Annotated in this window: 24 protein-coding genes; 11 read left to right on the forward strand and 13 right to left on the reverse strand. The window is 65.3% G+C overall.

The window, feature by feature from the left end; all coding sequences use genetic code 11:
• Positions 1-318 precede the first annotated feature (318 nt).
• On the forward strand, positions 319-879 hold the full coding sequence (locus tag AC1DNE_RS12240; RefSeq protein WP_476766467.1) for a DNA-3-methyladenine glycosylase: 561 nt from the start codon (positions 319-321) through the stop codon (positions 877-879).
• Between the two features lie 67 nt (positions 880-946).
• Here AC1DNE_RS12240 and AC1DNE_RS12245 read toward each other — a convergent pair whose 3' ends face one another.
• Positions 947-1,153, reverse strand: coding sequence for a hypothetical protein (locus AC1DNE_RS12245; protein ID WP_441472059.1), 207 nt, complete (start codon positions 1,151-1,153; stop codon positions 947-949).
• A gap of 230 nt (positions 1,154-1,383) precedes the next feature.
• Positions 1,384-1,758 (reverse strand): VOC family protein, encoded by a 375-nt coding sequence (locus AC1DNE_RS12250; protein WP_441472060.1) that lies wholly within the window; start codon positions 1,756-1,758, stop codon positions 1,384-1,386.
• A 71-nt stretch (positions 1,759-1,829) separates the two neighbouring features.
• Here AC1DNE_RS12250 and AC1DNE_RS12255 point away from each other — a divergent pair, with 71 nt between their 5' ends.
• Positions 1,830-2,216: a cupin domain-containing protein gene (locus AC1DNE_RS12255; protein ID WP_441472061.1), complete on the forward strand. Its 387-nt coding sequence runs from the start codon at positions 1,830-1,832 to the stop codon at positions 2,214-2,216.
• Between the two features lie 142 nt (positions 2,217-2,358).
• A complete protein-coding gene (locus AC1DNE_RS12260; protein ID WP_441472062.1) occupies positions 2,359-3,537 on the forward strand; it encodes a pyridoxal-phosphate-dependent aminotransferase family protein in 1,179 nt (392 codons plus the stop codon).
• 113 nt (positions 3,538-3,650) lie between these two features.
• Here the strand turns inward: AC1DNE_RS12260 and AC1DNE_RS12265 are convergent, their stop codons facing one another.
• Both AC1DNE_RS12265 and AC1DNE_RS12270 read right to left on the reverse strand, forming a co-directional pair.
• Entirely contained in the window at positions 3,651-4,265 is a 615-nt protein-coding gene (locus tag AC1DNE_RS12265; RefSeq protein WP_441472063.1) for a hypothetical protein, read from the reverse strand.
• A 167-nt stretch (positions 4,266-4,432) separates the two neighbouring features.
• A complete protein-coding gene (locus AC1DNE_RS12270; RefSeq protein WP_441472064.1) occupies positions 4,433-4,732 on the reverse strand; it encodes a hypothetical protein in 300 nt (99 codons plus the stop codon).
• Between the two features lie 145 nt (positions 4,733-4,877).
• On the opposite strand from AC1DNE_RS12270, the gene AC1DNE_RS12275 reads away from it, so the two are divergent.
• Complete coding sequence (locus AC1DNE_RS12275; protein ID WP_441472065.1) at positions 4,878-5,612, forward strand: ImuA family protein; 735 nt, start codon at positions 4,878-4,880, stop codon at positions 5,610-5,612.
• A gap of 388 nt (positions 5,613-6,000) precedes the next feature.
• Here AC1DNE_RS12275 and AC1DNE_RS12280 read toward each other — a convergent pair whose 3' ends face one another.
• The gene (locus tag AC1DNE_RS12280; protein WP_441472126.1) at positions 6,001-6,225 is read right to left on the reverse strand and encodes a hypothetical protein; all 225 of its coding nucleotides are present in this window, start codon (positions 6,223-6,225) and stop codon (positions 6,001-6,003) included.
• Between AC1DNE_RS12280 and AC1DNE_RS12285 the strand changes: the two genes are divergently transcribed.
• A complete protein-coding gene (locus AC1DNE_RS12285; protein ID WP_441472131.1) occupies positions 6,173-6,316 on the forward strand; it encodes a hypothetical protein in 144 nt (47 codons plus the stop codon). The genes AC1DNE_RS12280 and AC1DNE_RS12285 overlap by 53 nt on opposite strands.
• 53 nt (positions 6,317-6,369) lie before the next feature.
• Here the strand turns inward: AC1DNE_RS12285 and AC1DNE_RS12290 are convergent, their stop codons facing one another.
• Positions 6,370-6,939, reverse strand: a complete 570-nt coding sequence (locus AC1DNE_RS12290) for a hypothetical protein (RefSeq protein ID WP_441472066.1) — start codon at positions 6,937-6,939, stop codon at positions 6,370-6,372.
• Positions 6,940-7,259: 320 nt separating this feature from the next.
• On the opposite strand from AC1DNE_RS12290, the gene AC1DNE_RS12295 reads away from it, so the two are divergent.
• From AC1DNE_RS12295 to cysN, 6 genes are all read left to right on the forward strand, one after another.
• Complete coding sequence (locus AC1DNE_RS12295; RefSeq protein ID WP_441472067.1) at positions 7,260-8,126, forward strand: ImuA family protein; 867 nt, start codon at positions 7,260-7,262, stop codon at positions 8,124-8,126.
• Entirely contained in the window at positions 8,032-9,576 is a 1,545-nt protein-coding gene (locus AC1DNE_RS12300; RefSeq protein WP_441472068.1) for a Y-family DNA polymerase, read from the forward strand. Before AC1DNE_RS12295 ends, AC1DNE_RS12300 begins: the two co-directional genes overlap by 95 nt.
• On the forward strand, positions 9,573-12,986 hold the full coding sequence (locus AC1DNE_RS12305) for an error-prone DNA polymerase (protein WP_441472069.1): 3,414 nt from the start codon (positions 9,573-9,575) through the stop codon (positions 12,984-12,986). The genes AC1DNE_RS12300 and AC1DNE_RS12305 overlap by 4 nt, the downstream gene beginning before the upstream one ends.
• A 225-nt stretch (positions 12,987-13,211) precedes the next feature.
• Positions 13,212-14,036, forward strand: a complete 825-nt coding sequence (locus tag AC1DNE_RS12310) for a phosphoadenylyl-sulfate reductase (protein ID WP_441472070.1) — start codon at positions 13,212-13,214, stop codon at positions 14,034-14,036.
• Complete coding sequence (gene cysD, locus AC1DNE_RS12315; RefSeq protein ID WP_441472071.1) at positions 14,033-14,935, forward strand: sulfate adenylyltransferase subunit CysD; 903 nt, start codon at positions 14,033-14,035, stop codon at positions 14,933-14,935. The genes AC1DNE_RS12310 and cysD overlap by 4 nt, the downstream gene beginning before the upstream one ends.
• Positions 14,935-16,590, forward strand: coding sequence for a sulfate adenylyltransferase subunit CysN (gene cysN, locus AC1DNE_RS12320; RefSeq protein WP_476841065.1), 1,656 nt, complete (start codon positions 14,935-14,937; stop codon positions 16,588-16,590). Before cysD ends, cysN begins: the two co-directional genes overlap by 1 nt.
• Before the next feature lie 82 nt (positions 16,591-16,672).
• Here the strand turns inward: cysN and AC1DNE_RS12325 are convergent, their stop codons facing one another.
• The 7 genes from AC1DNE_RS12325 to AC1DNE_RS12355 form a co-directional block, all read right to left on the reverse strand.
• Positions 16,673-17,305: an EF-hand domain-containing protein gene (locus AC1DNE_RS12325; protein ID WP_476841066.1), complete on the reverse strand. Its 633-nt coding sequence runs from the start codon at positions 17,303-17,305 to the stop codon at positions 16,673-16,675.
• A gap of 137 nt (positions 17,306-17,442) precedes the next feature.
• Entirely contained in the window at positions 17,443-17,850 is a 408-nt protein-coding gene (locus AC1DNE_RS12330) for a RidA family protein (RefSeq protein WP_441472074.1), read from the reverse strand.
• A 48-nt stretch (positions 17,851-17,898) separates the two neighbouring features.
• The gene (locus AC1DNE_RS12335; RefSeq protein ID WP_476766462.1) at positions 17,899-19,539 is read right to left on the reverse strand and encodes a benzoate-CoA ligase family protein; all 1,641 of its coding nucleotides are present in this window, start codon (positions 19,537-19,539) and stop codon (positions 17,899-17,901) included.
• Positions 19,505-20,749, reverse strand: coding sequence for an acyl-CoA dehydrogenase family protein (locus AC1DNE_RS12340; protein WP_476766461.1), 1,245 nt, complete (start codon positions 20,747-20,749; stop codon positions 19,505-19,507). The genes AC1DNE_RS12335 and AC1DNE_RS12340 overlap by 35 nt, the downstream gene beginning before the upstream one ends.
• Before the next feature lies 1 nt (position 20,750).
• Positions 20,751-21,584 carry an enoyl-CoA hydratase family protein gene (locus AC1DNE_RS12345; RefSeq protein ID WP_476766460.1) on the reverse strand — a complete coding sequence of 278 codons (834 nt, stop codon included), beginning with the start codon at positions 21,582-21,584 and terminating at the stop codon, positions 20,751-20,753.
• Complete coding sequence (locus AC1DNE_RS12350) at positions 21,584-22,132, reverse strand: MarR family winged helix-turn-helix transcriptional regulator (RefSeq protein WP_441472078.1); 549 nt, start codon at positions 22,130-22,132, stop codon at positions 21,584-21,586. Before AC1DNE_RS12350 ends, AC1DNE_RS12345 begins: the two co-directional genes overlap by 1 nt.
• A 1-nt stretch (position 22,133) precedes the next feature.
• The gene (locus AC1DNE_RS12355) at positions 22,134-22,889 is read right to left on the reverse strand and encodes an SDR family NAD(P)-dependent oxidoreductase (RefSeq protein WP_476766459.1); all 756 of its coding nucleotides are present in this window, start codon (positions 22,887-22,889) and stop codon (positions 22,134-22,136) included.
• Positions 22,890-23,090 lie beyond the last annotated feature (201 nt).

The following is a 23,090-nucleotide window of genomic DNA, read 5'->3' on the forward strand; positions in this document are numbered from 1 at the left end:
AACGCAGCAAACCGGAATCGCCGGGGCAGTTGTAACGTCGTGGCGGCCTGGTCACACGAGAGGAGAGTGTGACGGATTGCTATTCATGGGGTTGCATCCGCGCGTACTGGGTCCGAAGCCGCACTTCGAGGGAGGCGAAGTTATGCGTACGCCTGACAGCTCAGATGCCTCTATGGCTCGGATCAATGGCATCCTCATTCGAGGTGCCATCGTCGTGGCGATCGCCGCCGCCACCGTTCTCCCGCTGCTGCGCTGATTACTGCAGGCTTCAGGGCGCGAGTTGAAGTCCGCGCCATCAGCAAGCCCGCAATCGAACAAATGCCATCAACTTTGACCGAGCTGAAAGCCTTGACCGCGCTGGAGCTTGCACCACGCCTGATTGGCGTCGGGCTGCTCGTTGATGGCGTAGGAGGAACCATCGTCGAAACCGAGGCCTATCTCGCTGACGATCCAGCTTCGCACAGTTTCCGAGGCCCGACACCGCGGAATGCGGTTATGTTTGGGCCTTCCTGGCACGCTTACGTTTATCGGTCCTATGGGCTGCACTGGTGCTTTAACATTGTCGCTGCGGGCGATGGCGCGGTCTTGATCAGAGCCATCGAACCGACAGATGGGTTGGCTGAAATGCAGGCGCGCCGCGGCAGCATGATCAATCTCTGCAATGGGCCAGGGCGCTTGGCCCAGGCGCTCGGGATAACAAGCGCTCATGATGGATTGAGCTTGGAACGCAGCCCTTTCTCGATCGTAGACCGAACACATGCGCCGGAGATTTCTTGCAGCGCCCGGATTGGGATTTCGAAAGCCGCCGAGCAGCCATGGCGATATGGCCTAGCCGGCTCGCGCTTTGTGAGCAAGCCGTTCCCAAAACCTGGCAGATAGCTCTGGCCGGCGGCTGAGTGGCTCATGGTCAATCTTTTTGAAGCTTTCCGAGATTGCCAGGCAGCCCTCAGAACGGGAGATCGTCCGGCCGTAATAGGCTCTGGTCCGGCTCGGGGCCGCTCGCATTCTCACCCTTGTGGGCCTCATCCCATTCGCGAATTGCCGAAGTCAGGCTCTGGAACTCGCGGCCCTTTTCGGAAACGCGGAGAGCGTCGCTCACGGCGGCCGGGCGCTGGACGGCCGCTTGATATTCATCTTGGTTGGAAATGCACACCTGTCGTCTCCAAGCTGTATCGCCTGGACGAGGAAAAGGCCCGCGGTGCCTCTGTTCCAAGGCAGCCAAGCGTTGAGCCCTGCGGAAGCAGCGCGATGGGCGGCCGTTCGCGGGATGGGCTACCCTTTCGCCCGCGGAGGCGTCAGTGGCTGCTGGTGGAAATCGTCCGTTGTTCCACCCGGGATGGCGCGCCGGTGCCGAGCTAGTTGCACATCGTTAAAGGGCCAAGCCTACTTCGTCGGCTGAGAGCGCGCGGTGAGCTTGTTCCCGTCAGGGTCGCGAAGGTATGCGACGAAAGCACCATTGGGACGCTCGCTCGGCGGGGTCTCGATGGACTTTCCCCCATGCGTCGTTCCGGCATCGTGCCAGGCCTGGACATGCTCTCGGCTAGCCGCAGCGATGCCGATAGTCCCGCCGTTGGCGAAGGTTGCCGGATTGCCATCGATCGGAGTTGTTATCATCAGCCGGCCGCCGCTGTGGGCGTAGATCAGCCTGCCTCTGGCATCGACCTCACCCGGTTGACCTCCAAGCGCGACGAATGTGGCGTCGTAGAAGCCCTTGGATCGCTCCAGGTCGTTGCTGCCGATCATGATGTGCGTGAACATGTTTCTCTCCGAAAGTCCTGCGTGAGGTCATTGCATCGTAGGGTGGGGGAGCCGCTGAAAGGAACCAACGCATGCGCGTGATTGAGCCCAACGCCGAGCTCGAAAAGTGGCGAGAGGGCGTGCTGACCTCGATGCGGGTTTCAGCCGTCGTCGGATCGCACCAGCTCTGCATCTTCGAGCAGCTTTGCCAACCAGGCCTTGGCGCGCCGATGCACTCGCATACGGTCGAAGAAATTCTGGAGGTCATTGAGGGGCAGGCCGAGATCCGCATCGAGGACGAGGTTATGTCGGTCTTGCCCAACCAGTCGGTCATCGTGCCCGCTGGCAGCCGTCATGGATTTACGAACAGCGGAGCCGGAACACTGAAAGTTCGCGCCACTCTCGCTTCGCCGGTTTTCGAGGCCAGCTACGACGACAGCGGAGAGCTGAAACGGAGGTACAGCCCGAACGCCTCATAGAGATTTTTGGACGCCGCCTGCCGATCGAGTCGGCACACGCGTCATGCAGCGCGAGATGTCGAGCAATGCGCGCACGCACTTGCCCGGGAAACGCGCTTGGCGGATCTCTGCTGTGGTGATTTTACTGTCCTGAGGATTCGGCATGTCCCTGGCGAATGGTCGGCCGCTACTCGCGATGCCAGGCCCCACCAATATTCCCGATCGCGTGCTCCAGGCGATGATGCGGCCGGCTGAGGAACTCAGTTCCGACAGCATCGTGAGCCTGACCGAAACGGTTCTCTCCGATCTCAAGCGCGTCTTCCGGACTGACGGCGAAACCTTCGTCTACGCCGCCAACGGCCATGGTGGATGGGAGGCGGCCTTCAGCAATGTTCTGTCGCGAGGCGACAGGGTTCTCGTGCTCGAAAGCGGCCGCTTCGCCGTCGGCTGGGGTGAGATGGCCCGCTTCATGGGCGTCGATGTCGAGATGCTCCCCGGTAGCTGGCGCCGGGCCGTCGATCCCGCAGCAGTCGAGGCCCGGCTACGCAACGATACGCAGCACGCGATCAAGGCTGTGATGGTCGTTCAGATTGATACCGCAGCAGGAATCGTCAACGATATCCCGGCCATTCGCAGGGCCATCGACGCCGCCGGTCACCCCGCTCTGTTCATGGTCGATGCCATTGCCTCCCTTGGCTGCATGGAATTCGAGATGGATGCCTGGCGCATCGACGTTGGCGTCTCAGCCTCGCAGAAGGGTCTCATGTCTTCGCCAGGCCTCGCCTTCGTCGCGGCCAACGAGAAAGCTCTGGCCGCCCATAAGCGCGCCGACCTGCGCACCGGCTATTGGGATTGGAGTGGCCGGATGAACGTGCTGGCCTACATGAAGCATTGCGGCACTGCGCCTGAGCATCTCCTCTTCGGACAGCGTGCCGCGCTCGACATGATCTTCGAGGAAGGGCTGGAGGCGATCTGGCGCCGCCACGCCGCCCTTGCCAAGGCGACACATGCTGCCGTCGAACTCTGGTCGAGTGGTCAGGCTCTCACCTTCGGAGTGACCGAGGGATCCGAGCGAGCGCCGTCTGTGACGGCGGTGTTAACGCCTAACGTCGACGTAAGCGTCATCACCGCCTTCGCGCGCGACGTCTGTGGCGTGACGCTCGGCCTCGGGATTGGAGATTATCACGGCAAAGCCTTCCGGATCGCCCACATGGGTCATTTCAACGCTGCGGCGCTTATTGGAGCGCTCGGAGCCGTTGAGATGGCGCTTCAAGCCAAAGAAATCCCGCACGGCCCGGGTGGTGTGGCAGCCGCAATCGCCAGCCTGGCCGCCGCCGCGTGAAAGATACGGCGATTATGCCGCATGGAGGCCCTGAACAGACGGGGTGTCGCTCATGCCGACAGGTGCAGGCGATAGCTGGATAGCTTCTCTCCCGTCCCTCCGGGCGGCATACCTCACCGAAGCAAACCTTCAGCCTCAAACTCTTCCCAGCCGTCGAGGCCGGTTTTCTGTTCGTCCGGACCGGTCGCTGCCTTACGGGATTTGGCCAAACGCTTTCCCGCGCGCGTCAAAGCTGCTTTCCCTGCTGCTCGCCGCCGGTTCTCTGCTGTCGTTGCGATATCCTCTTCCCGCCAGATTTCCGGCAGGCCGCTATCGAGGACTTGCTCGATGAAACTTGGGGTGAACACGTGGAATGTGACGGCTTTGGCTCGGCCACGCAGCTTGACCGTTCTGGTTCCCGCGCTCTGCAGTCGTCCATCATTGAGCCACTTGTGGCGCTCACGAGATGAAATGGAGAGAATGTCCTCGGCCTCGCTGGGGAGGATGGGCAACTCGGCAATATCGGCCAACATATCCGCTACGATCGCAGATCGAGCGTCAAACTCAGCAGCTTCGGCGTCCGGCATGTGAAGGATCGCTTTGCCGGTTTCGACCGTGAGGTGCTTCCGCGTCGACCAAGGAAGCCGCCGCCTCATTTCCCGCTCGATTCCCTTGGCGCGGACCGGCGATCCAAGTGTAATTGTAGATGGGAGAGGCCATTCGGCGAGCTGCGTTGAGGTGCGCTTCACATGATGCTCTGCTCAGGATTGCGGGCCCGGGATTAATCGCACGGATCGATCGCGTGTTCCCAGCTTCTATGTTCCTGGTGGCTGCGGCACGTACGTTGCTCCCTAGTACGTGGGCGTCCTGAAGGTCGTCGATACTCTGTTGGCGATCAGTTGGCTCCCGACTTCAGCTACTCTTTTCGGAGCTTTTGGCGATCGAGCTGCGCTTCAGCGAGCTCCTGCCGGAGGCGCTCGTTCACGCCTTCCAGTTCGGCCCGCAAGGCGCCTCGATCGAGTTCGGCAGGCATTGCCTCGCTGTTGACCGTCTGATCGAGAATATCTGCCAAGACGGTGTGAAGGAACTGGGAGCATTCCCCTTCATTCTCCGGCGTTGGAACCAGGATCTGCGCTAGAAGTGCCAGTGCCAGCCCTCGCCAAGCGACGACCTCGTAGGACTGCTCAACGATTTCGGTTGGATCATCGGAGATCATCAGTACTCCTGCTTGGAGGAAGAGGCTGTGCCTCGGCAACCTCCCGTCGTGTCGCTGTGTTCCCGCCAAACACCGAGCTTGACTCTTGGTCTGTCAACGAGAACATAAAGGGAACATCAGGCATCGTTCTGGCAGGTAAAGCCCGTTGCGGCCACAGCCGGTATTTCAGTCGCTCCGCGACCAGATTGAGCGGATCGAGGGCCGAGGCGCCCGCGGTCGGACTGTGCTGCCGTTCGGAATCGCGACGCTTGATTCGCGCTTGCCTGGTGGAGGCCTAACGCTGGGGGCACTCCATGAAGTCGCCGGCGGCGGAAATGGGGCGATTGATGGTGCGGCAGCGGCTTTGTTTAGCGCCGGAGTTGCCGCCAGGAGTCGTGGCAAGGTGCTCTGGTGTCTCACCCGAGCCGATCTTTTCGCGCCGGCGATGGCGCAGGCGGGGCTGATCCCTGACCGCGTGATCTATGTCGAGGCAGGAGATGACAAGACGGTGCTCGCCTGCATGGAAGAGGGCCTGCGCCATGGCGGGCTGGGCTCCGTCGTCGGCGAGGTAGCCCGCTTGTCCATGACGGCGTCACGTCGCCTTCAGCTGGCTGCGGAGGGGACAGGTGCTATCGGCATCGCGCTGCGACGATGGCGACGAGAGGTCGATGCCTCCGATTTCGGTCAGCCCACGGCGGCGATGACCCGATGGCGCGTCTCGGTTCTGCCATCGACAGTGTTGCCGGTGCCTGGAATGGGACGACCGCGCTGGCTTGTTGAACTGATCAGGGCCAGGGCGGGCGAGAGCGCGGATTTCGAATTGGAGGCATGCGATGACACGGGTCGTCTCGGTCTTCCTCCCGAACTGGTCGATCGATCGGTTCCGGCGGATGGCTCGTGAGCGGCGGACCGGGTGCGGAAGCGGTCAACAGCGACGGATGATGTGACATCCCAGAATTTCGCGGCCTGGGAGAGCCGATCGAACGTCTTCGTCACTTCAGCCCACGCCGCCCATGTCTGATCGTTGAGATCGATCTCCACCTTGATCTCTGTCGCGATGATCGCTGCCGCGACCTTCAAGGCCTCCTCTTCCGCTTCCTCGAAAGCAACGCGCGCGGTCGGGATGGACGACTTCATCACAACGCGAAGTGGCAACTGTTCGCGACGTCGCAGTTTCCGCCAGGCGCGACGCCGATCTGCGACCGCTTCGTTAAGATCCGACTGGAGCAAGACCTTCTGGTGCGCCGCATCGTTGATCAACTGCTTTAGGCCCCCGAGGTCCGGGCTGGTCAGGCTCGCCACCTCGGCGCTCTTGATCTCCCCGACCAAGGGCCCTGGCTGCGGCTCTGGTCCGGGTGCATCGGCTCGGGTGGAACCGGTGGCTCCAGATAGACCTCAGCTGGGGTCGACGCTCGTCTTACGGGGCGAGGCGAACTCAGATTGCGAGTGTAGGAAATGCCAGTGCCGGGCAGGCCCATGGTCAGACGGCTGCCGCGCGGGCCGATGTTGATCATCGCTCCCGGCACGCCGGCGCTCACGCTCACACCGCTGAGGCTGAAGTTCACCCTGCGCCGGGAAAGAGACGAACGGAACGCCGAAACCTGAATCCCATGAAGCGTCCTTTCCACCGGCCTGCACAGGCAGCCGCGGTCGCCGAGCTAGAGGGTGGGGGAATTTCTGGAACTCTCGGCTGGCTTCGAAGGCGTCTGCTGCTCCTTCAGGTTCTTCCCGATCAGATCGCCGCGTGACCGGATGACATAAGCGGTGACGACCTCCCGGACACGATCCTCCGCGATCTTCCGAACCAATGAGCGATCTGACGGCCCACCGGACTCGTTTTCCACCAGCTCGGTGGTGACCTTCACGAGCGCGTCGATGTCGTTTTGGCAGAAGATCATGGCCGCCTTCGCGACAACTTCCGCCTTCTCGTCGGTTAAGAGCATCGTCGCCCCTTCCTTGCCGATGCAGGCGAGTGTTTTCGTCCGAATAAGGTCTCGGGTCTTCTCCAGGAGCTCGGTCCTTTCGGCCCGAGCAGCCTTGGCACGGGTCTCGGCCTCTATCCGCTGCGCCTCGGCATGCGCCGCAGCGGCCTCCCGTTCGGCTCTTTCCTTCTCCAGCCTGGCCTGGCGGTCGGCGCGTTCCCTCTCCTCATTGGCCTTTTGCTCGGCTGTCCTACGCTCAGCGTCCGCCCGAGAGGTTGCGATCTGGCTGGCCAAGCGAACGCGCACGGCTCGCTCCAGGTCGGTTAGATATGCACCTGTGTAGAAAGCTTGGGCGTCGAGCGATGTCGCGGTCAGGTCAACGACGCGGGCGCTGGGCCGGGTTGTGCGCGCTACCCCGTTCTCACTCACCTGATGAAAGGGCTCAGATCAAGTGGAGCAGCGGCTGCCGACACATTTTGGCTACCAATGCCGACACACTACCCGCTCGTGCCGACAAACTTCGTGTGTTGGCACACAGGGGCGAGACGGAGGGCGGCGAGACTCGACTCGCCTTCCGACGGGGAGAGGTCTATAAAAGAACAAAGAGAGAACAATTGCATCATCCCATGACCGTAACCACCGCCCCGACCCTGTCCGATCTGCGCCGTAGTCTTGCCGAGGCGGCCCTGCGCGCCGGCCCGGCTTCGCAGGCGCGGATCGGTCTGGGCGTGGCTTCGCTGGACGAGGCCCTGAATGGCGGGCTCGCGCGGGCGGCGCTGCACGAGGTCTACGCCGCTGAGGTTGCCGATCTCGCCGCCGCGACCGGTTTCGCGCTCGGCCTCGCGCTGCGGGCGGGGCGGATCGAATGGAAGGGAGGCGGAGGCCCCATCCTCTGGGCGCGGCAGGATTTCGTCGATGCCGAGGCTGGGCGGCTCCATGCACCGGGCCTGAACGAGCTCGGCCTCGATCCGGCGCGCCTGCTCCTGGTGCGGGCGCGCGACGGCGAAAGCGCGCTACGGGCCGGCGCCGAGGCGGCGCGCTGCCCCGCGCTCGGTGCCGTGCTGATCGAACCCTGGGGCGAGCCGCGCTCCTTCGATCTGACGGCGAGCCGCCGCCTCGCCCTGGCGGCGGAGAGCTCGGGCGTGCCGGTTCTGCTTTTGCGCGTGGCGGCGGCCGAGGCGCCGAGCGCGGCGCGCACGCGCTGGCAGGTCCGGGCGCTCGCATCGCGGGCGCTGGAGGCCAATGCCCCGGGTGCCCCGGCTTTTGCGGTGAGATTGCTGCGCCAGCGCGGCGGCGCGGCGGAACGTGAGTGGCGTGTGGAGTGGGACCGTGACCGACGATCTTTCGCGGAACGCAGCCTTTTCGACCGATCCGACAGACGGGCTTCCCGGACAGACCATGCCGCGCCGCTATCTCGCCCTCTGGTTTCCCTTCCTGGCGACGGACAGGTTGCGGCGGATGGGCGCGATTCCGGCCTTCGGCGCGCCGGCTGAGAAGCCGTATGTCCTGGTCGAGACGCAGCATAACGCGCTGCGCCTGGTCGATTGCGACAAGCGCGCCATAGATCTCGGCCTGACGCGAGATATGACGCTGGCCGATGCCCGCGCCCGCATCCCCGATCTCGTCGCGCTGGAGGCGCAGCCGCAGGTCGACAGCGCATTCATCGAGGCGCTCGCTGCCTTCTGCGACCGTTTCACCCCGCTGGTCGCGCGCGACGAGCCGCATGGCCTCATGCTCGACATCACCGGCTGTGCCCATCTCTTCGGCGGCGAGGAGGGGATGGTCGGCCTTGTGCGGCGGGTGATGGACCGGATGGGCTTGAGCCTGAAAGCCGCCATCGCAGGCACGCCCGACGCCGCCCGCGCCTGCGCCCGCTTCGCCCGGGGCGGCATTATCCCGCCGGGGCGGGACGAAGCGGCGCTTCGCCCGCTACCGGTCGCGGCTCTGGAGGCAGAAGCAGAGACCGTGATTGCACTCTCCCGCGCCGGCTTGAAGAGCCTGGCCGATCTCGCGGAGCGCCCCTCTGAAACCTTGTCCTCCCGCTTCGGCGAGGCGTTGGCGACGAAGCTCAGGCGCATCCTCGGCCGCGAGGATCGGCGCATCACACCCCTGCGCCAGCCGCCGGACTGCGTGGTCGAGCGCCATTTCGCCGAGCCTTTCGCCGATACTGCGAGCCTCGAGGCGGTGGTCATCCGCCTGATAGGGGAGGCGGCTCGTGTGCTGGAGGCACGTGGCGAAGGCGGGCGCCTCTTCGAGATCGGCTTCTTCCGCAGCGACGGCGCTGTCCGCCGTCTCGCCATCGAGACCGGCCGCCCGTCGCGCGACGCCAAGGCGCTGCTGCGGCTCTATCGCGAGCGTGTCGAGACGCTGGCCGATCCGCTGGACCCGGGCTTCGGTTTCGATGCGATCAAGCTCGCCGTGCCCGTTTGCGAACCGCTGAACACGCCGCAACACAGCCTCGATGGCCGCGCCGTCGAGGAGGAGGCCGTGGCCGATCTCGTCGACCGGCTCGTCACCCGCTTTGGCCGTGACCGGGTGCTGCGCTTCGCGGTGCAGGACACGCACCATCCCGTCCGCGCTGCGAAAGCGCTCTCGGCCGCCGCGCCTCTGCCGGAAGCGATCTGGCCCGAGCCCGAGCCGGCGGAGCCGCCGGCCCGTCCGCTCCAGCTCTTCGAACCGCCGCAGCCGGTCGAGGCCATCGCGGAAGTGCCGGACGGCCCGCCGATCCGCTTCCGTTGGCGCCGCCTCATCCATGACGTCGCCCGCGCCGAGGGGCCGGAGCGCATCGCGCCCGAATGGTGGCGCGACGGCAGCGACGAGCCGATGCGCGATTACTACCGCGTCGAAGACGCCGAAGGCCGTCGCTTCTGGCTCTATCGCACCGGCTTTTACGAGGCCGACAGCGCCCCGCCGCGCTGGTTCCTGCACGGGCTCTTCGCATGAATCAGATTGCGAATGCCTTCGCCGAACCTGTTGCCGCCACGCATTTTTCCTTCCTGCGCGGAGCCTCCCCGGGGCCGCATATGGTGCTGACGGCGCTGCTGCTCGGCTATTCCGGCATCGGCATCGCCGACCGCAACACGGTGGCCGGCGTCGTGCGCGCCTGGGCGGCACTGAAGCAAGTGCGCGAGTACGGTCTGCCGGCGCCCGACAAGGTCAGGGAAGGCGGCAGCCCAGGGGAGTATTTTTGGGCCGAGAACCCCGAATTCGCCGCTCTGCCCTTCACGCCCGAGGAGATGAAAGCGAAGGCCGATGGCTTCAAGCTCGCGACCGGCACCCGTCTCGTCTTCGCCGACGGCACGCCCGACATCGTCGTCTATCCCGCCAATCGCGTCGGCTGGGGCCGCCTTTGCCGTTTGCTCAGCCATGGCAACCTGAAGGACGGCGTGAAGAAGGGCGAGTGCCATCTCGTTCTCGACGACCTCCTGAACGATGCCCGCGACCTGCTGCTGATCCTGATGCCTGCGCGCAGCCTCGATGGCCTGTCTGCATTGCTCGCCAAGCTGGACGATGCTGCGCCCGGCGCTGTCTGGCTCGCCGCCAGCATGCACCGGCGCGGCGACGACCGCCGCCGCCTTGCGCGCCTGAAGGTGATCGCGGCAGCGACTCGCACGCCGCTGATCGCGACCAATGATGCGCTCTACGATTCCATCGGGCAGTGCGACCTGCAGGACGTGCTCACCTGCATCCGCGAGGGCACCACCATCGAGCGGGCCGGGCGTCTGCTGGAAGCCAATGCCGAGCGCCATCTCAAGCTGCCGCAGGAAATGGCCCGTCTTTTCCGCGACGCGCCCGAGGCGATCGCCGAAACGCAAGCCCTGTTCTCCCGCATCGAGTTCGATCTCCGACAGCTCAAATACGAATATCCGGACGAGCCGATCCCGCCCGGCTGGAAGGATCAGGACTGGCTGGTGGAACTGGTCCGCCGCTGCTGCCTGATCCGCTATCCCGACGGCGTGTCGGAGAAGGTCGAGAAGCTGCTGGCGAAGGAACTCGATCTGATCGGGAAGCTCGAATACGCCCGCTACTTCCTGACGATCCGCCAGATCGTCGAATTCGCTAACAGCAGGGGCATTCTCTGCCAGGGCCGCGGCTCGGCCGCCAATTCCGCCGTCTGTTACGTGCTCGGCATCACTGCGGTCGACCCGGACGAGAATGACGTGCTGTTCGAGCGCTTCATCTCCACCGAGCGCAAGGAGCCGCCCGATATCGACGTCGATTTCGAGCACGAGCGGCGCGAGGAGGTGATCCAGTGGATCTACAAGTTCTATGGCCGTGAGCGTGCCGGCATCGCCGCGACCGTGATCCATTACCGGCCGCGCAGTGCCATTCGCGAGGCTGGCAAGGTCCTGGGCCTGACCGAGGACGTCACCGCCCGCATCGCCGATACCAATTGGGGGAGCTGGGGCAGCGAGATCGGCGATGCCCGCGTCCGTCAGGCCGGGCTCGATCCGACCAATCCGACGATCCGCCGCGCCGTCGATTTCGCCACCCGCCTGCTCGGCTATCCGCGCCATCTCTCGCAGCATGTCGGCGGCTTCGTCCTGTCGCGCGGGCGGCTCGACGAGACCGTGCCGATCGGCAACGCCGCAATGGACGACCGCACCTTCATCGAATGGGACCGTGACGACATCGACGAGCTCGGATTGATGAAAGTCGATGTGCTGGCGCTGGGCATGCTGACCTGCATCCGCAAGGCCTTCGATCTGATCAAGGCGAACGGGGGAAAGGATTACGCGCTCGCCGACCTCAAGGATGGCGACGAGGCGACCTACGACATGCTCTGCGAGGGCAAGTCGCTCGGTGTCTTCCAGGTCGAGAGCCGCGCCCAGATGAACATGCTGCCGCGGCTGAAGCCTCGGGAATTCTACGACCTCGTCATACAAGTAGCGATCGTCCGACCTGGTCCGATCCAAGGCGATATGGTTCATCCTTATTTGCGGCGACGAAACGAAGAGGAGAAGGTCGATTATCCATCGCCAAAGCCCCCTCACGACAAAAATGAATTGAAAGAGGTCCTGGAAAAAACCCTTGGCGTTCCGCTCTTTCAAGAACAAGCAATGAAACTTGCAATGGTGGCCGCAGCCTTTTCGGATGTCGATGCCAATGGTCTTCGCAAAGCGATGGCGACTTTTCGTAACGCCGGCACTATCCATCACTTCAAGGACAAGATGATCGAAAACATGGTCGCGCGCGGCTATGAGCGCGATTTCGCCCAGCGCTGCTTCGAGCAGATCAAGGGCTTCGGCAGCTATGGCTTCCCGGAAAGCCACGCCGCCTCCTTCGCCAAGCTGGTCTACATCTCCTCCTTCCTGAAGCGATGGTACCCGGCCGCTTTTGCCGCCGCGCTGCTGAATTCCCAGCCGATGGGCTTCTACGCTCCGGCCCAGATTGTCCGTGAGGCGGAAGAGAACGGTAGCGTCGAAGCGCGGCCGGCCGATGTCAATTCCAGCTTTTTGGACAACAGCTTGGAAGCCGTTTCGGAATCGAGCTCTTACCATGACCGGCCGCGTCAGGAGAGCAAAAGGGACCCCTTCGCCCTGCGTCTGGGCTTCCGTCAGATCGACGGCTTCAAGGATGAATGGGGGAAGGCCATCGCCAGGGAGCGGGAAGCAGGCGGCCCGTACCGCGACGTCGAGGAACTGATGCGCCGCGCCGGCCTTCCCGCCCGCGCCATGCGCCTGCTCGCCGATGCCGATGCCTTCCGCTCGCTCGGGCTGGACCGGCGCGAGGCGCTCTGGGCCGTGCGCCGCCTGCCGGACGATGCCGTTCTGCCGCTTTTCCAGGCTGCGCAGGCGCGCGAGCTGGGCTCGGAGCGGAGCATGGCGCTGCCGGTCATGCCGCTCGCCGAGCATATCGTCGCCGATTACCAGACCGTCCGGCTCTCGCTGAAGGGGCACCCGATGCAACTGCTGCGTACGCGCTTCCGGCGCGAGGGCATCCTGAGCTGCGCCGAGACCGATGCGAAGCCCGACGCCGCCTTCGTCCGCACGGCCGGCGTCGTGCTGGTGCGCCAGCGCCCGGGCAACGGCAATGCCATCTTCGTCACGCTGGAGGACGAGACCGGCATCACCAATGTCGTGATCTGGGCGCGGCTGTTCGAGCGCTTCCGCCGTGAGGTCATGGGCGCGCGGCTGATGCTGGTCGAGGGCAGGGTGCAGAAAAGCGTCGAAGGCGTCGTCCATCTCATGGCCCAGCGTATCGTCGACCGCTCGGCCGATCTGCTTTCGCTGTCGGACACGCACCGCGCCGAGGTCCCCATGTCCGTCGACGAGCTGAAGAACCCGCCGCTGCCGCGCCACCGCCATCCGCGCAATGTCCGGATCCTGCCGAAATCGCGGGATTTCCATTGAGAAGCAGGCACTCGTTCGTTTCGCCTCCTGCGTGGCCCCGCTGAATGCCGCTGTCCGGTCGTCGTCGGAACATCACTCGCCTGCGGGTGTGCAGCGTTCGTTAAAACAATCTTCTCCTCTGAAAGTGAAATAAGAAAAAACCCGCTACTGTATGTGAATTGAGCTTTGACCCCTGCGGGTATAAGTCGTCTGTTCGATTTACCGAACAAGCGGCACGGCAGGACAATGGCGGAAAGCCCCGGCCAGGACGAGGCGAAAGCGACTGAAACGGCACCGGACGAGGGTGCCGCCGAAATGCTGGCAAGCCGTGCCACAACATTGAATGCTGCGCACGGCGCGGTCGATGTTCCGGCTCGCCTCGCCGGGGCCGTTGCGGGAGCGAAGGGGGCGGTGGTCTTCACCACATCCTTCGGCCTCGAGGATCAGGTCCTGACCCATTTCATCGCCACGGCGAAGCTGCCGGTGATTTTCGCTACGCTCGATACCGGCCGGCTCTTCCCCGAGGTCTATGCGCTCTGGCAGCAGACCGAGGAGCGCTACGGCATCCTGATCCGGCCCTATTACCCGCGGCACGACGCGGTCGAACTCTATGTCCGCCAGAACGGCATCAACGGCTTCCATGTTTCGCGGGATGCTCGCAAATCCTGCTGCGACATCCGCAAGGTCGAGCCGCTCGGCCGCGCGCTGGCGGGCGCCGACGTCTGGCTGACGGGCTTGCGCGCCGACCAGTCGGCGGCGCGCGGCGCGGTTCCGTTCGCGGAGGCGGATCTGGCACGCCGGCTCGTCAAGGCGAGCCCGCTGATCGACTGGACGCGCGCGCGCACGCTCGCTTTCGCGCAAGAGAACGGCGTGCCGCTCAACCCGCTCCACGCGCAGGGCTTCGTCTCGATCGGCTGCCAGCCCTGCACCCGTGCCATCCGCCCCGGCGAGCCGGAGCGGGCCGGGCGCTGGTGGTGGGAGGACGACGCTGCCAAGGAATGCGGCCTGCATGTCGGGCCGGACGGAAAGCTGGCGCGCGGCAAAGCCGCACCGGCGGGAGCTCACGCATGATCCAGCTCAGCCATCTCCAGAAGCTCGAGGCGGAAGCCATCTTCATCATCCGCGAGGTGGCAGCGACCTGCGACAAGCCGGTGCTGCTCTATTCGATCGGGAAGGATTCAGCGGTCCTGCTGCATCTGGCGATGAAGGCGTTCTACCCGGCCAAGCCGCCTTTCCCGCTGCTCCATGTCGATACGACCTGGAAGTTCCGCGACATGATCGCCTTTCGCGACGAGACGGCGGCACGCCTGGGGCTCGACCTCATCGTCCACATCAACCGGGAGGGTGTCGAAGCCGACATCAACCCCTTCTCCTCGGGCTCGCGCATCCACACCGACGTCATGAAGACGCAAGGCCTCAAGCAGGCGCTCGACCTGCACAAGTTCGATGCGGCCTTCGGCGGCGCTCGCCGCGACGAGGAAAAGAGCCGGGCCAAGGAGCGTGTCTTCTCGCTGCGCTCGCCCGAGCATCGCTGGGATCCGAAGAACCAGCGCCCGGAGCCCTGGCAGCTTTTCAACACACGCAAGCACCGCGGCGAGAGCTTCCGTGTCTTCCCGCTCTCCAATTGGACCGAGCGCGACATCTGGGACTACATCGCGCTGGAGAACATTCCGGTCGTGCCGCTCTATTTCGCCGCAGCCAGGCCTGTCGTGCAGCGCGACGGCGCCTGGATCATGCGCGACGACGAGCGCATGGAGCTGCTTCCCGGCGAGGTGGTCGAGACCCGCATGGTCCGCTTCCGCACACTCGGCTGCTACCCGCTGACCGGCGCGGTCGAAAGCGAGGCGGCGAGCCTCACCGACATCATCGCCGAGATGCGCTCTTCGCGCTCTTCCGAAAGGCAGGGCCGCGTCATCGATCATGACGGCTCAGGCTCGATGGAGCAGAAGAAGCAGGAAGGCTATTTCTGATGGGCTTCGCTATCGCCAGGAACCTGGCCAAAAAGAACCTGAAGACGTCGAAACCGGCCCAGAATCTTCGCCCCGCCAACGATACGCCAGCCGCCTCCGAAACCGGCCGACATTCGCTGCTGCGCTTCATCACCTGCGGCTCGGTCGACGACGGCAAGTCGACGCTGATCGGCCGCATGCTCTACGAGGCCGGCGCGGTCTTCGACGACCAGCTCAGCGCGCTCGACAACGATTCCCGCAAATTCGGCACGCAAGGCGCGGCGCCCGATTTCGCCCTCTTGGTCGACGGCCTCTCGGCCGAGCGCGAGCAGGGCATCACCATCGACGTCGCCTATCGCTATTTTGCGACCGAGACGCGCAGCTTCATCGTCGCCGACACGCCCGGCCACGAGCAATACACCCGCAACATGGCGACCGGCGCCTCCACAGCAGATCTCGCCATCATCCTGGTCGATGCACGCAAGGGCCTGCTGCCGCAGACGCGCCGCCACTCCTTCATCGTCTCGCTGGTCGGTGTCCGCCATGTCGTGGTCGCGATCAACAAGATGGACCTCGTCGGCTATAATCAGGCCGTCTTCGAGCGGATCGCGGCCGATTACCGCGCCGCGGTGAAGAGCCTCGGCTTTGCCTCGATCAGCTTCATCCCGGTCTCGGCCCGCGACGGCGAGAACGTCATGCGGCCGTCCTCACTCATGGCCTGGTATGACGGCCCGGCGCTGTTGCCGTATCTCGAAAGCGTTGCGATCGCGCGCGCTGCCCGCAGCGGCGAAGGCTTCGTCCTGCCGGTGCAGTGGGTCAATCGCCCGGATCTCGACTTCCGCGGCTATGCCGGCACGCCCGTCGCCGGCCGCGCCCGCGTCGGCGATCCGGTCGTAGCGCTGCCCTCGGGACGCACGAGCCGCATTGCCCGGCTGATTGGTGCCGCTGGCGACGCCAGTCAGATCGCCGCCGGTCAGGCCGCGACCGTCACTCTCGAAGACGACATCGACATCTCGCGCGGGGACGTCATCGTCGCTGCGGACACGGCGTTGCCGGTCAGCCGCGGGCTCACGGCACGACTGCTCTGGACGGGCGAACGCGCCATGCTGGAGGGCGGCCAGTTCCTGCTGAAACTGGCGACGCAAAGCGCCAGCGCGACGGTCGAGACCTTGCACCACAGCATCGACATCGAGGGTTTCCGGCCGCTGCCGGCGCAAGCCCTGCGCATGAACGGCATCGGGCTGGTGACGCTCCGGCTCGACAGGCCGCTGGTTTCGCAGCCCTATGCCGAGAGCCACGAGCTCGGCGGCTTCATCCTGGTCGATCGGATCAGCAACGAGACCGTCGCCTTCGGCTTCGTCGAGCCGGGCGGGGATGCCGAGCAACACGGCGCGATCGGCGAAGGCGGCGTAGCGGCCCGGTTCCGGCGCAACGTCATCCGTATAGTCGGCCGGCGCGGTACGCCGGATCGCCGGGCCTGGCTGGCGGCAGCGAGCTGGCGCGTGCTGAGTACGGCGGGGTTGTTCCTGGCGGCCTTTGCCTTGACGGCAAATGCGCCGGTCTCTCTGGCGCTCGCCTTCGGCGATATCCTGCTGCGTCCTGGCCTGCGGGCGCTGCATATGCGGCTCTGGCGCAAGGCGCCGATTGGGACCTTGCAGGACGGCGCGGGGATCTGAAGAGCGGCGCCAGCGGCTTCTGCCGTCGGCGTCGAGGGTCTTGCGGTTGCCTCGGGTCAGCGCGGCGACCGGGCGGCGGAATTCAGGCCGCCTGGGTGTAGTTCGTTTCCGTGGTTCCCTGCGAGCGGAGCTGCGAGGCGGAGACATAGGCTTGCGAGGCGTTCTGGATAGCTTCCGGGGGCGGCCGCCGGTGGTGTCGTTCGCCGGACTGTTGCAGCGTGGACTGGAAGGCCTTCACCTCGTCCTGCGAGACGGAGCCGTCGCTATCCTTGTCCAGAGCACTGAAAAGCTGGTTCAGCCGGTCGCTGCCCAACCGGCTGTCGCCGAAGGCCGAGGTGAACTCACCCTGGCTGATCCCGCCGCTGGAATCGCCGTCGATCTGCTTGAACACCGAGGCGAAATCATTGGTCGAAGCCGCCTGCGCATTCTGTGTTCCGTCGGCCTGGAGGGAGAACAGGAAGGACTGCAGCAGGCTGTCGGCCTTCTTGGCCTTGTCCTTGAACGCATCCGACTCGGCCTTGCTGATCGAGCCGCCGCCATCGGCGTCGATCTTCTTGAAGAGCTCTTCGCTCTTGGAGCTGTCGGCTCCTTTGGGCGCGGCGCTCTCGAATTCATCGAGGCTGATGCCGCCGTCGCTGTTGCTGTCGATCTGGTCGAAGCTGGGAGGTTTGTGGTGTGGCCGGAAGCCGCCACCGATACCGCTGACATTGGACATGGAGATACTCCGGAAAACGCCGCAAGCGTGCGACGCTCCCGAAGTCTCGGCCTGGAATCTTGGTGAACACCTAATAAACGGCGTCGCGTGCGAGTATTTTCACGGGCGCATGAATGCGGGGGACGACGCCGTCCTGCTCAGTGCGCGACCACCGCCGTGGCCTCGATCTCCAGCAGCGCCTGCGGCTCGACCAGCGCCGTGACCGCGACCACCGCCATCGCCGGGAAATGCCTGCCGAAGACCTCGCGATAGATCGGTCCGATCTCGCGAAGGCTGTCGCGGTAGCTCTGGATGTCCGTAACGTACCAGGTCAGGCGCACGATATCCTCGACGCGCCCGCCGCCGGCCTCGACGACTGCCCTGATGTTGAGGAAGGTCTGGCGCAACTGGCCGACGAAGCCTTGCGCGAAGATGCCCTCGGCGTTCCAGCCGACGAGCCCGCCCGTGACCAGAACGCGACCGTCCGCCACCATGCCGTTGGCATAGCCGCGCGGCTGTGGCCAGCCCTCGGGCAGGATGGCGCGGGACTGCGGAAGTTCGGACATGAAGGGTCGCCTTGGTTTCGGCCGTTTGGCTCTGGTTGAACGGGGGAATCAGGTCTCGGCCTGCGCCATCTGGCGCAGGGCGAAACGCTGCAGCTTGCCGGTCGCCGTCTTCGGCAGGGCCGCGACGAATTCGATGGCGCGCGGATATTTGTAGGGCGCGATGCCGGCCTTCACATGCTCCTGCAGCGCCTTGACCAGCGCTTCGTCGCCTCTGACGCCCTCGCGCAGCACGACATAGGCCTTCACGATCTGGCCGCGATCGGGGCAGGGCGCGCCGACGACGCCGCATTCCGCCACTGCCTCATGCGTCAGCAGRCAGGCTTCCACTTCCGGCCCGGCGATGTTGTAGCCGGCGGAGATGATCATGTCGTCGGAGCGGGCCTGGTACCAGAAATAGCCGTCGGCATCGCGCAGATAGGTGTCGCCGGTGATGTTCCAGCCGTTCAGGACATATTTGGCCTGCCKGGGGTCGGCGAGATAGCGGCAGCCGGTCGGCCCGCGCACGGCGAGCCTGCCGGGAGTGCCGTCCGCGACCTCGTTGCCGTTCTCGTCGACGATCTTCGCCTCGTAGCCCGGCACCGGCAGCCCGGTCGAGCCTGGCCGGATCGCCTCGCGCGGTGCGCCGATGAAGATATGCAGCATCTCGGTCGCGCCGATGCCGTCGAGCAGCGGTAGGCCGGTTTTCGCCTGCCAGGCGTCGAACGTCGCTTTCGGCAGCGCCTCGCCGGCGGATACGCAGATGCGCAGCGAGGCGATGTCGCGTCCGTCGAGCTTGTCCAGGATGGCGCGGTAGGCGGTCGGCGCCGTGAAGACGACACTGACCTTGTAGCGCTCGATCGCATCGATGAGATCGGACGGGCCCGCCTTCTCGGGCAGTACCATCGCCGCGCCGATCCGCAGCGGAAACAGAACGAGCCCCCCGAGCCCGAAGGTGAAGGCGAGCGGCGGCGAGCCGGTGAAGCGGTCCTCGGGCGAGGCCTTCAGAACACGTGCGCCATAGGCATCGCAGATCGCCAGCATGTCCTGGTGGAAATGCATTGTGCCTTTCGGCTCGCCGGTGGTGCCGGAGGTGAAGGCGATCAGGCAGACATCGTCGCGGGCGGTGTCGGCGGCCTCGAAAGATTCGTAGCCCGGCTGCGCCATCAGCGTTTCAAGCTCGCTGCCCGCCGAGCCGAAGGCGACGATGCGGGCAAGGCCCGGCACCTGCGCCTTCGCCGCATCGAGCTCGGCAGTCAGGCGGTGGTCGCAGAGCGCCAGCGCGATCCTGGCCTTGCGCAGCGGATAGGCGAGTTCGCCCGCCCGCAGCATGGGCATGGTCGCGACTGCGATGCCGCCGGCTTTTATGACGGCGAGATAGGCGGCGACCATCATCGGCGTGTTGCCGGCGCGCAGCAGCACGCGGTTGCCGCTGACCAGGCCGAGATCGCGGGTCAGCACATTGGCGATGCGGTTCACCTTGTCGGCGAGGTCGGCATAGCTCCACTGCAGATCGGCGGCGATGATCGCCGTGCGCCCGCCGTGGTCTGCAGCGATATGGCTGTCGAGCAGCTCCGCAACGCAGTTGAGCCGTTCCGGGTAGCTCAGCCCCGCCTCTTCCAGCCTCAGATCGGGCCAGCTTTCGCGCGGCGGCAGGTTGTCCCGCGCGAAACTGTCCTTAAGTCCCGATCTCGCGAATCCGGTTGCTGTCATCTCGTTCCCCTGCCTTTGCGGCATGTGCTTTCAGCAGGTCGCGCGCGATCACGACCTTCTGGACCTCGCTGGCACCCTCGTAGATGCGCAGCGCCCTGATCTCCCTGTAGAGTTCCTCCACCTTGACGCCCTTGGTGACGCCGAGGCCGCCATGAAGCTGGACGGCCCGGTCGATCACGCGCTGGGCGTTCTCGGTCGCGACGAGTTTCGCCAGCGCTGCCTCGCGGGTGACGCGGGCGGCGCCGCGGTCCTTGGTCCAGGCGGCGCGGTAGACGAGAAGGGCGGCGGCATCGACCTCAGCCGCACTCTCGGCGATCGCCGCCTGCGAGAGCTGGAGGTCGCCGAGCGTGGCGCCGAAGAGCTTGCGGCCATTGGCATGGCTAAGCGTCTCGTGCAGCGCCCGCCTCGCGAAGCCGAGCGCGGCGGCGCCGACCGTCGAGCGGAAGATATCGAGCGTCGCCATCGCCACCTTGAAGCCGTCGCCCGGCCCGCCGATGCGGTTCTCGAGTGGCACGCGGCAGCCTTCGAAACGCAAGGTCGCCAGCGGATGCGGCGCGATCACCTCGATGCGTTCCGCGATGGCCAGGCCGGGCGCATCGGCCTCGACCAGGAAGGCGGAAAGCCCGCGCGCGCCGGGCGCCTCACCGGTCCGGGCGAAGACAACGTAATGGTCGGCGATGCCGCCATTCGAAATCCAGCTCTTCTCGCCGTCGATGCGGACATGGTTGGCGCCATCCGGCGTCGCGGTCGTCGCCAGGGCTGCGACATCGGAGCCCGCCTCCTTCTCGGAGAGGGCGAAGGCGGCGATCCACTTGCCAGCCGCGACACCAGGCAGGATACGCTGCTTCATCGCCTCGGAGCCTGCGATGCTGATCGAGCCGGTGCCGAGCCCCTGCATGGCGAATGCGAAATCGGCGAGCCCGTCATGAGCAGCCAAAATCTCGCGGGCGAGGCAAAGCGTGCGGACATCGAGCTTGTCGGAAAGCCCGCCATAAGCGGCCGGCACGGCCGCCTTCAGGAAACCCGCTGCGCCCAGCGCCGCTACGCGCGCCCGGCAGGCTTCGTCGACATCGTCGTGGGGCAGATCGGCAAGATAGGAATCGGCCCAGCCGGCGAGCTCAGCGGCGAAGGTTCGATGGCGCTCCTCGAAGAACGGCCAGTCCAGCGTGTCGCCGAGGATATCGAGGCCGAGGCGAGGGGCGCTGCTCATCTCAGTTGCCCTCGAAGACCGGCTTCCGCTTCTCGGCGAAGGCGTGATAGGCGCGGGCGAAATCCTCGGTCTGCATGCACAACGCCTGCGCCACGGCTTCCGCCTCGATCGCGCTTTCGACCGACATTGCCCATTCCATTTCGAGCATGCGCTTGGTCATCGCATTGGCGAAGGTCGGGCCGTCCGCAAGCTCCGTCGCGAGCGCTTGCGCCTCGGCCAGCACGGCCTCAGGCGCGCAGAGCCGGTTGAGGAAGCCCCAGCGCTCGGCTTCCTCGCCCCTGAGGACGCGGCCGGTATAGAGGAGTTCTGCGGCGCGGCCCTGGCCGATGATGCGCGGCAGCATCGCGCAGGCGCCCATATCGCAGCCGGCGAGGCCGACGCGGTTGAACAGGAAGGCGATCTTGCTGCCCGCAGTGCCGAGCCTGAGGTCGGATGCCATCGCGACGATGGCGCCGGCGCCGGCGCAGACGCCGTCGATGGCCGCGACGATCGGCTGCGGGCAGGCCCGCATCGCCTTGACCAGATCGCCGGTCATCCGGGTGAACTTCAGGAGGTCCCTGGTCTCCATCGCGACCAGCGGGCCGATGATCTCGAAGACGTCGCCGCCCGAAGAGAAATTGCCGCCGGCACCCGTCACGACGATCGCCTTGATCTCTTCTTCCTTCTGCGCCGCAAGGAAGAAATCCGTGAGTTCGCGGTAGCTTGCGAAGGTCAGCGGATTCTTCTTCTCAGGCCGGTTCAGCGTCACCGTCGCGACCTTGCCGGAGACGGCGAGGGCGAAATGCTGCGGCGTGAAGCCCGCCAGCGGCAGGGTTGTGGCATTGGCGGTGGTCATCAGGCGTCTCCCTTCGCGGCCCCGTCGGCTGCGTCCTTCGCCCGGCCGGCGATGGCGCGATGCAGCGAGGTCTTGGTCTCTCCGAGCAGCCGGAAGAGCTGCCCGATCTCGGGCTGGTCGAGCCCGGCGAACAACTCGGCGATCCAGCTTTCATGGCGCTCGGCCATGGCCCGGAAGGCCTTGCGGCCCTGCGCCGTCAGAGTGAGGATCTGCACGCGCCGATCCTGCGGCGCGGAGCGCTTGTCGACGAGCCCGTCCGTCACGAGCCCGGCGACGACGGCAGTGACGTTGCCGTTCGAGACCATCAGCCGCTGCGAGACTTCGCCGACCGTCATGCCGACTGCGGTCTTGTCGAGCTGGGCCATCAGATCGAAGCGCGGCAGGGTGGTCTTGAACTCCTCGCGCAGCCTGTTGCGGATCTCGGTCTCGATCAGCGTCGAGCAGGTCAGCATCCGCAGCCACAGGCGCAACTCGTCCTTATGGTCGCCGGGGCGTTCGCTCGCCTTGGTTTCTCGGTCGAGCATCAATGTGGAGGAGGGCGTCTCCATCTCAGAACTCCCCGCCATTGATCAGAAGCGACTGGCCGGTGACGGCATCGCTGCCCGGCCCGCATAGATAGAGGACGGCAGCTGCGACCTCCTCGGGAGCGATCAGGCGCCCTTGCGGATTGTCCTTGACCATTTCGGCCAGGGCCTGCTCTCGGCTCTTGCCGGTCTTGGCCGTGATCGTATCGAGCCCGCCTGCGACCATGTCGGTGTCGGCGTAGCCGGGGCAGACGGCGTTGACGGTGACGCCGCTGCGAGCCGTTTCCAGCGCCAGCGACTTGGTGAGGCCGATCACGGCATGCTTCGCGGCCGCATAGGCGCTGACGTAAGGGTAGCCGCGATGCCCGGCCGTCGAGGCGATGGCGACCAGCCGCCCGCGATGGCGCTCCAGCATGCCCGGCAGCACGGCATGGAACAGGTTGACCGTGCCGATCAGGTTGATCTCGACCATGCGGCGGAAGCGCTCGCTGTCGCTGCGCATGAACGGACCGGTCTCGACCGCGCCGGCATTGGCGATCGCGATGTCGAAGGCGTGCTCACGGGAAAGCTGGTCCAGAGCGGCCGAAACCGAGATTTCGTCGCGCACGTCGCAGACGGCGAAATCGGCGGCGGCCCCGGCTGTGACGGCGTCCCGCAGCGCTGCTTCGTCACGGCCGAGGATGCTGACCCGCGCCCCGGCCTGCATCAGTGCGGCGGCGATGGCTCGGCCGATGCCGCGTCCACCCCCCGTCACCAGCGCGTGCTGTCCCTGCAGAGTCATGACCGTTCGACCTCCGTCCTCGAATATATTTTAAACCTCAATCAATTTGCAAGCCTGTTGATTTTCGCCGGTCGACGGACCGCAGATTTTGCAGCGCGGCACGTAACTTATGTGAGCTCGTGGCTTTTTCCGCGGCGCTTCGCGCTAAGGTCGCCAAAGGCTCTTGAGTTCAAAATCATTTCAGGTTTAAAATATTTTCAA

The sequence above is a fragment of the Allobosea sp. 05L423 genome, from assembly GCF_056397745.1.

Excerpts from the sequence above, each read along its gene's own strand:
- AC1DNE_RS12240 (WP_476766467.1), top strand. The coding sequence starts at position 319 with ATGCCATCAACTTTGACCGAGCTGAAAGCCTTGACCGCGCTGGAGCTT.
- AC1DNE_RS12250 (WP_441472060.1), bottom strand. The coding sequence starts at position 1,758 with ATGTTCACGCACATCATGATCGGCAGCAACGACCTGGAGCGATCCAAG.
- AC1DNE_RS12255 (WP_441472061.1), top strand. The coding sequence starts at position 1,830 with ATGCGCGTGATTGAGCCCAACGCCGAGCTCGAAAAGTGGCGAGAGGGC.
- AC1DNE_RS12260 (WP_441472062.1), top strand. The coding sequence starts at position 2,359 with ATGTCCCTGGCGAATGGTCGGCCGCTACTCGCGATGCCAGGCCCCACC.
- AC1DNE_RS12270 (WP_441472064.1), bottom strand. The coding sequence starts at position 4,732 with ATGATCTCCGATGATCCAACCGAAATCGTTGAGCAGTCCTACGAGGTC.
- AC1DNE_RS12280 (WP_441472126.1), bottom strand. The coding sequence starts at position 6,225 with ATGATCAACATCGGCCCGCGCGGCAGCCGTCTGACCATGGGCCTGCCC.
- AC1DNE_RS12295 (WP_441472067.1), top strand. The coding sequence starts at position 7,260 with ATGACCGTAACCACCGCCCCGACCCTGTCCGATCTGCGCCGTAGTCTT.
- AC1DNE_RS12300 (WP_441472068.1), top strand. The coding sequence starts at position 8,032 with ATGCCGCGCCGCTATCTCGCCCTCTGGTTTCCCTTCCTGGCGACGGAC.
- AC1DNE_RS12305 (WP_441472069.1), top strand. The coding sequence starts at position 9,573 with ATGAATCAGATTGCGAATGCCTTCGCCGAACCTGTTGCCGCCACGCAT.
- AC1DNE_RS12310 (WP_441472070.1), top strand. The coding sequence starts at position 13,212 with ATGGCGGAAAGCCCCGGCCAGGACGAGGCGAAAGCGACTGAAACGGCA.
- cysD (WP_441472071.1), top strand. The coding sequence starts at position 14,033 with ATGATCCAGCTCAGCCATCTCCAGAAGCTCGAGGCGGAAGCCATCTTC.
- cysN (WP_476841065.1), top strand. The coding sequence starts at position 14,935 with ATGGGCTTCGCTATCGCCAGGAACCTGGCCAAAAAGAACCTGAAGACG.
- AC1DNE_RS12325 (WP_476841066.1), bottom strand. The coding sequence starts at position 17,305 with ATGTCCAATGTCAGCGGTATCGGTGGCGGCTTCCGGCCACACCACAAA.
- AC1DNE_RS12330 (WP_441472074.1), bottom strand. The coding sequence starts at position 17,850 with ATGTCCGAACTTCCGCAGTCCCGCGCCATCCTGCCCGAGGGCTGGCCA.
- AC1DNE_RS12340 (WP_476766461.1), bottom strand. The coding sequence starts at position 20,749 with ATGAGCAGCGCCCCTCGCCTCGGCCTCGATATCCTCGGCGACACGCTG.
- AC1DNE_RS12345 (WP_476766460.1), bottom strand. The coding sequence starts at position 21,584 with ATGACCACCGCCAATGCCACAACCCTGCCGCTGGCGGGCTTCACGCCG.
- AC1DNE_RS12350 (WP_441472078.1), bottom strand. The coding sequence starts at position 22,132 with ATGGAGACGCCCTCCTCCACATTGATGCTCGACCGAGAAACCAAGGCG.
- AC1DNE_RS12355 (WP_476766459.1), bottom strand. The coding sequence starts at position 22,889 with ATGACTCTGCAGGGACAGCACGCGCTGGTGACGGGGGGTGGACGCGGC.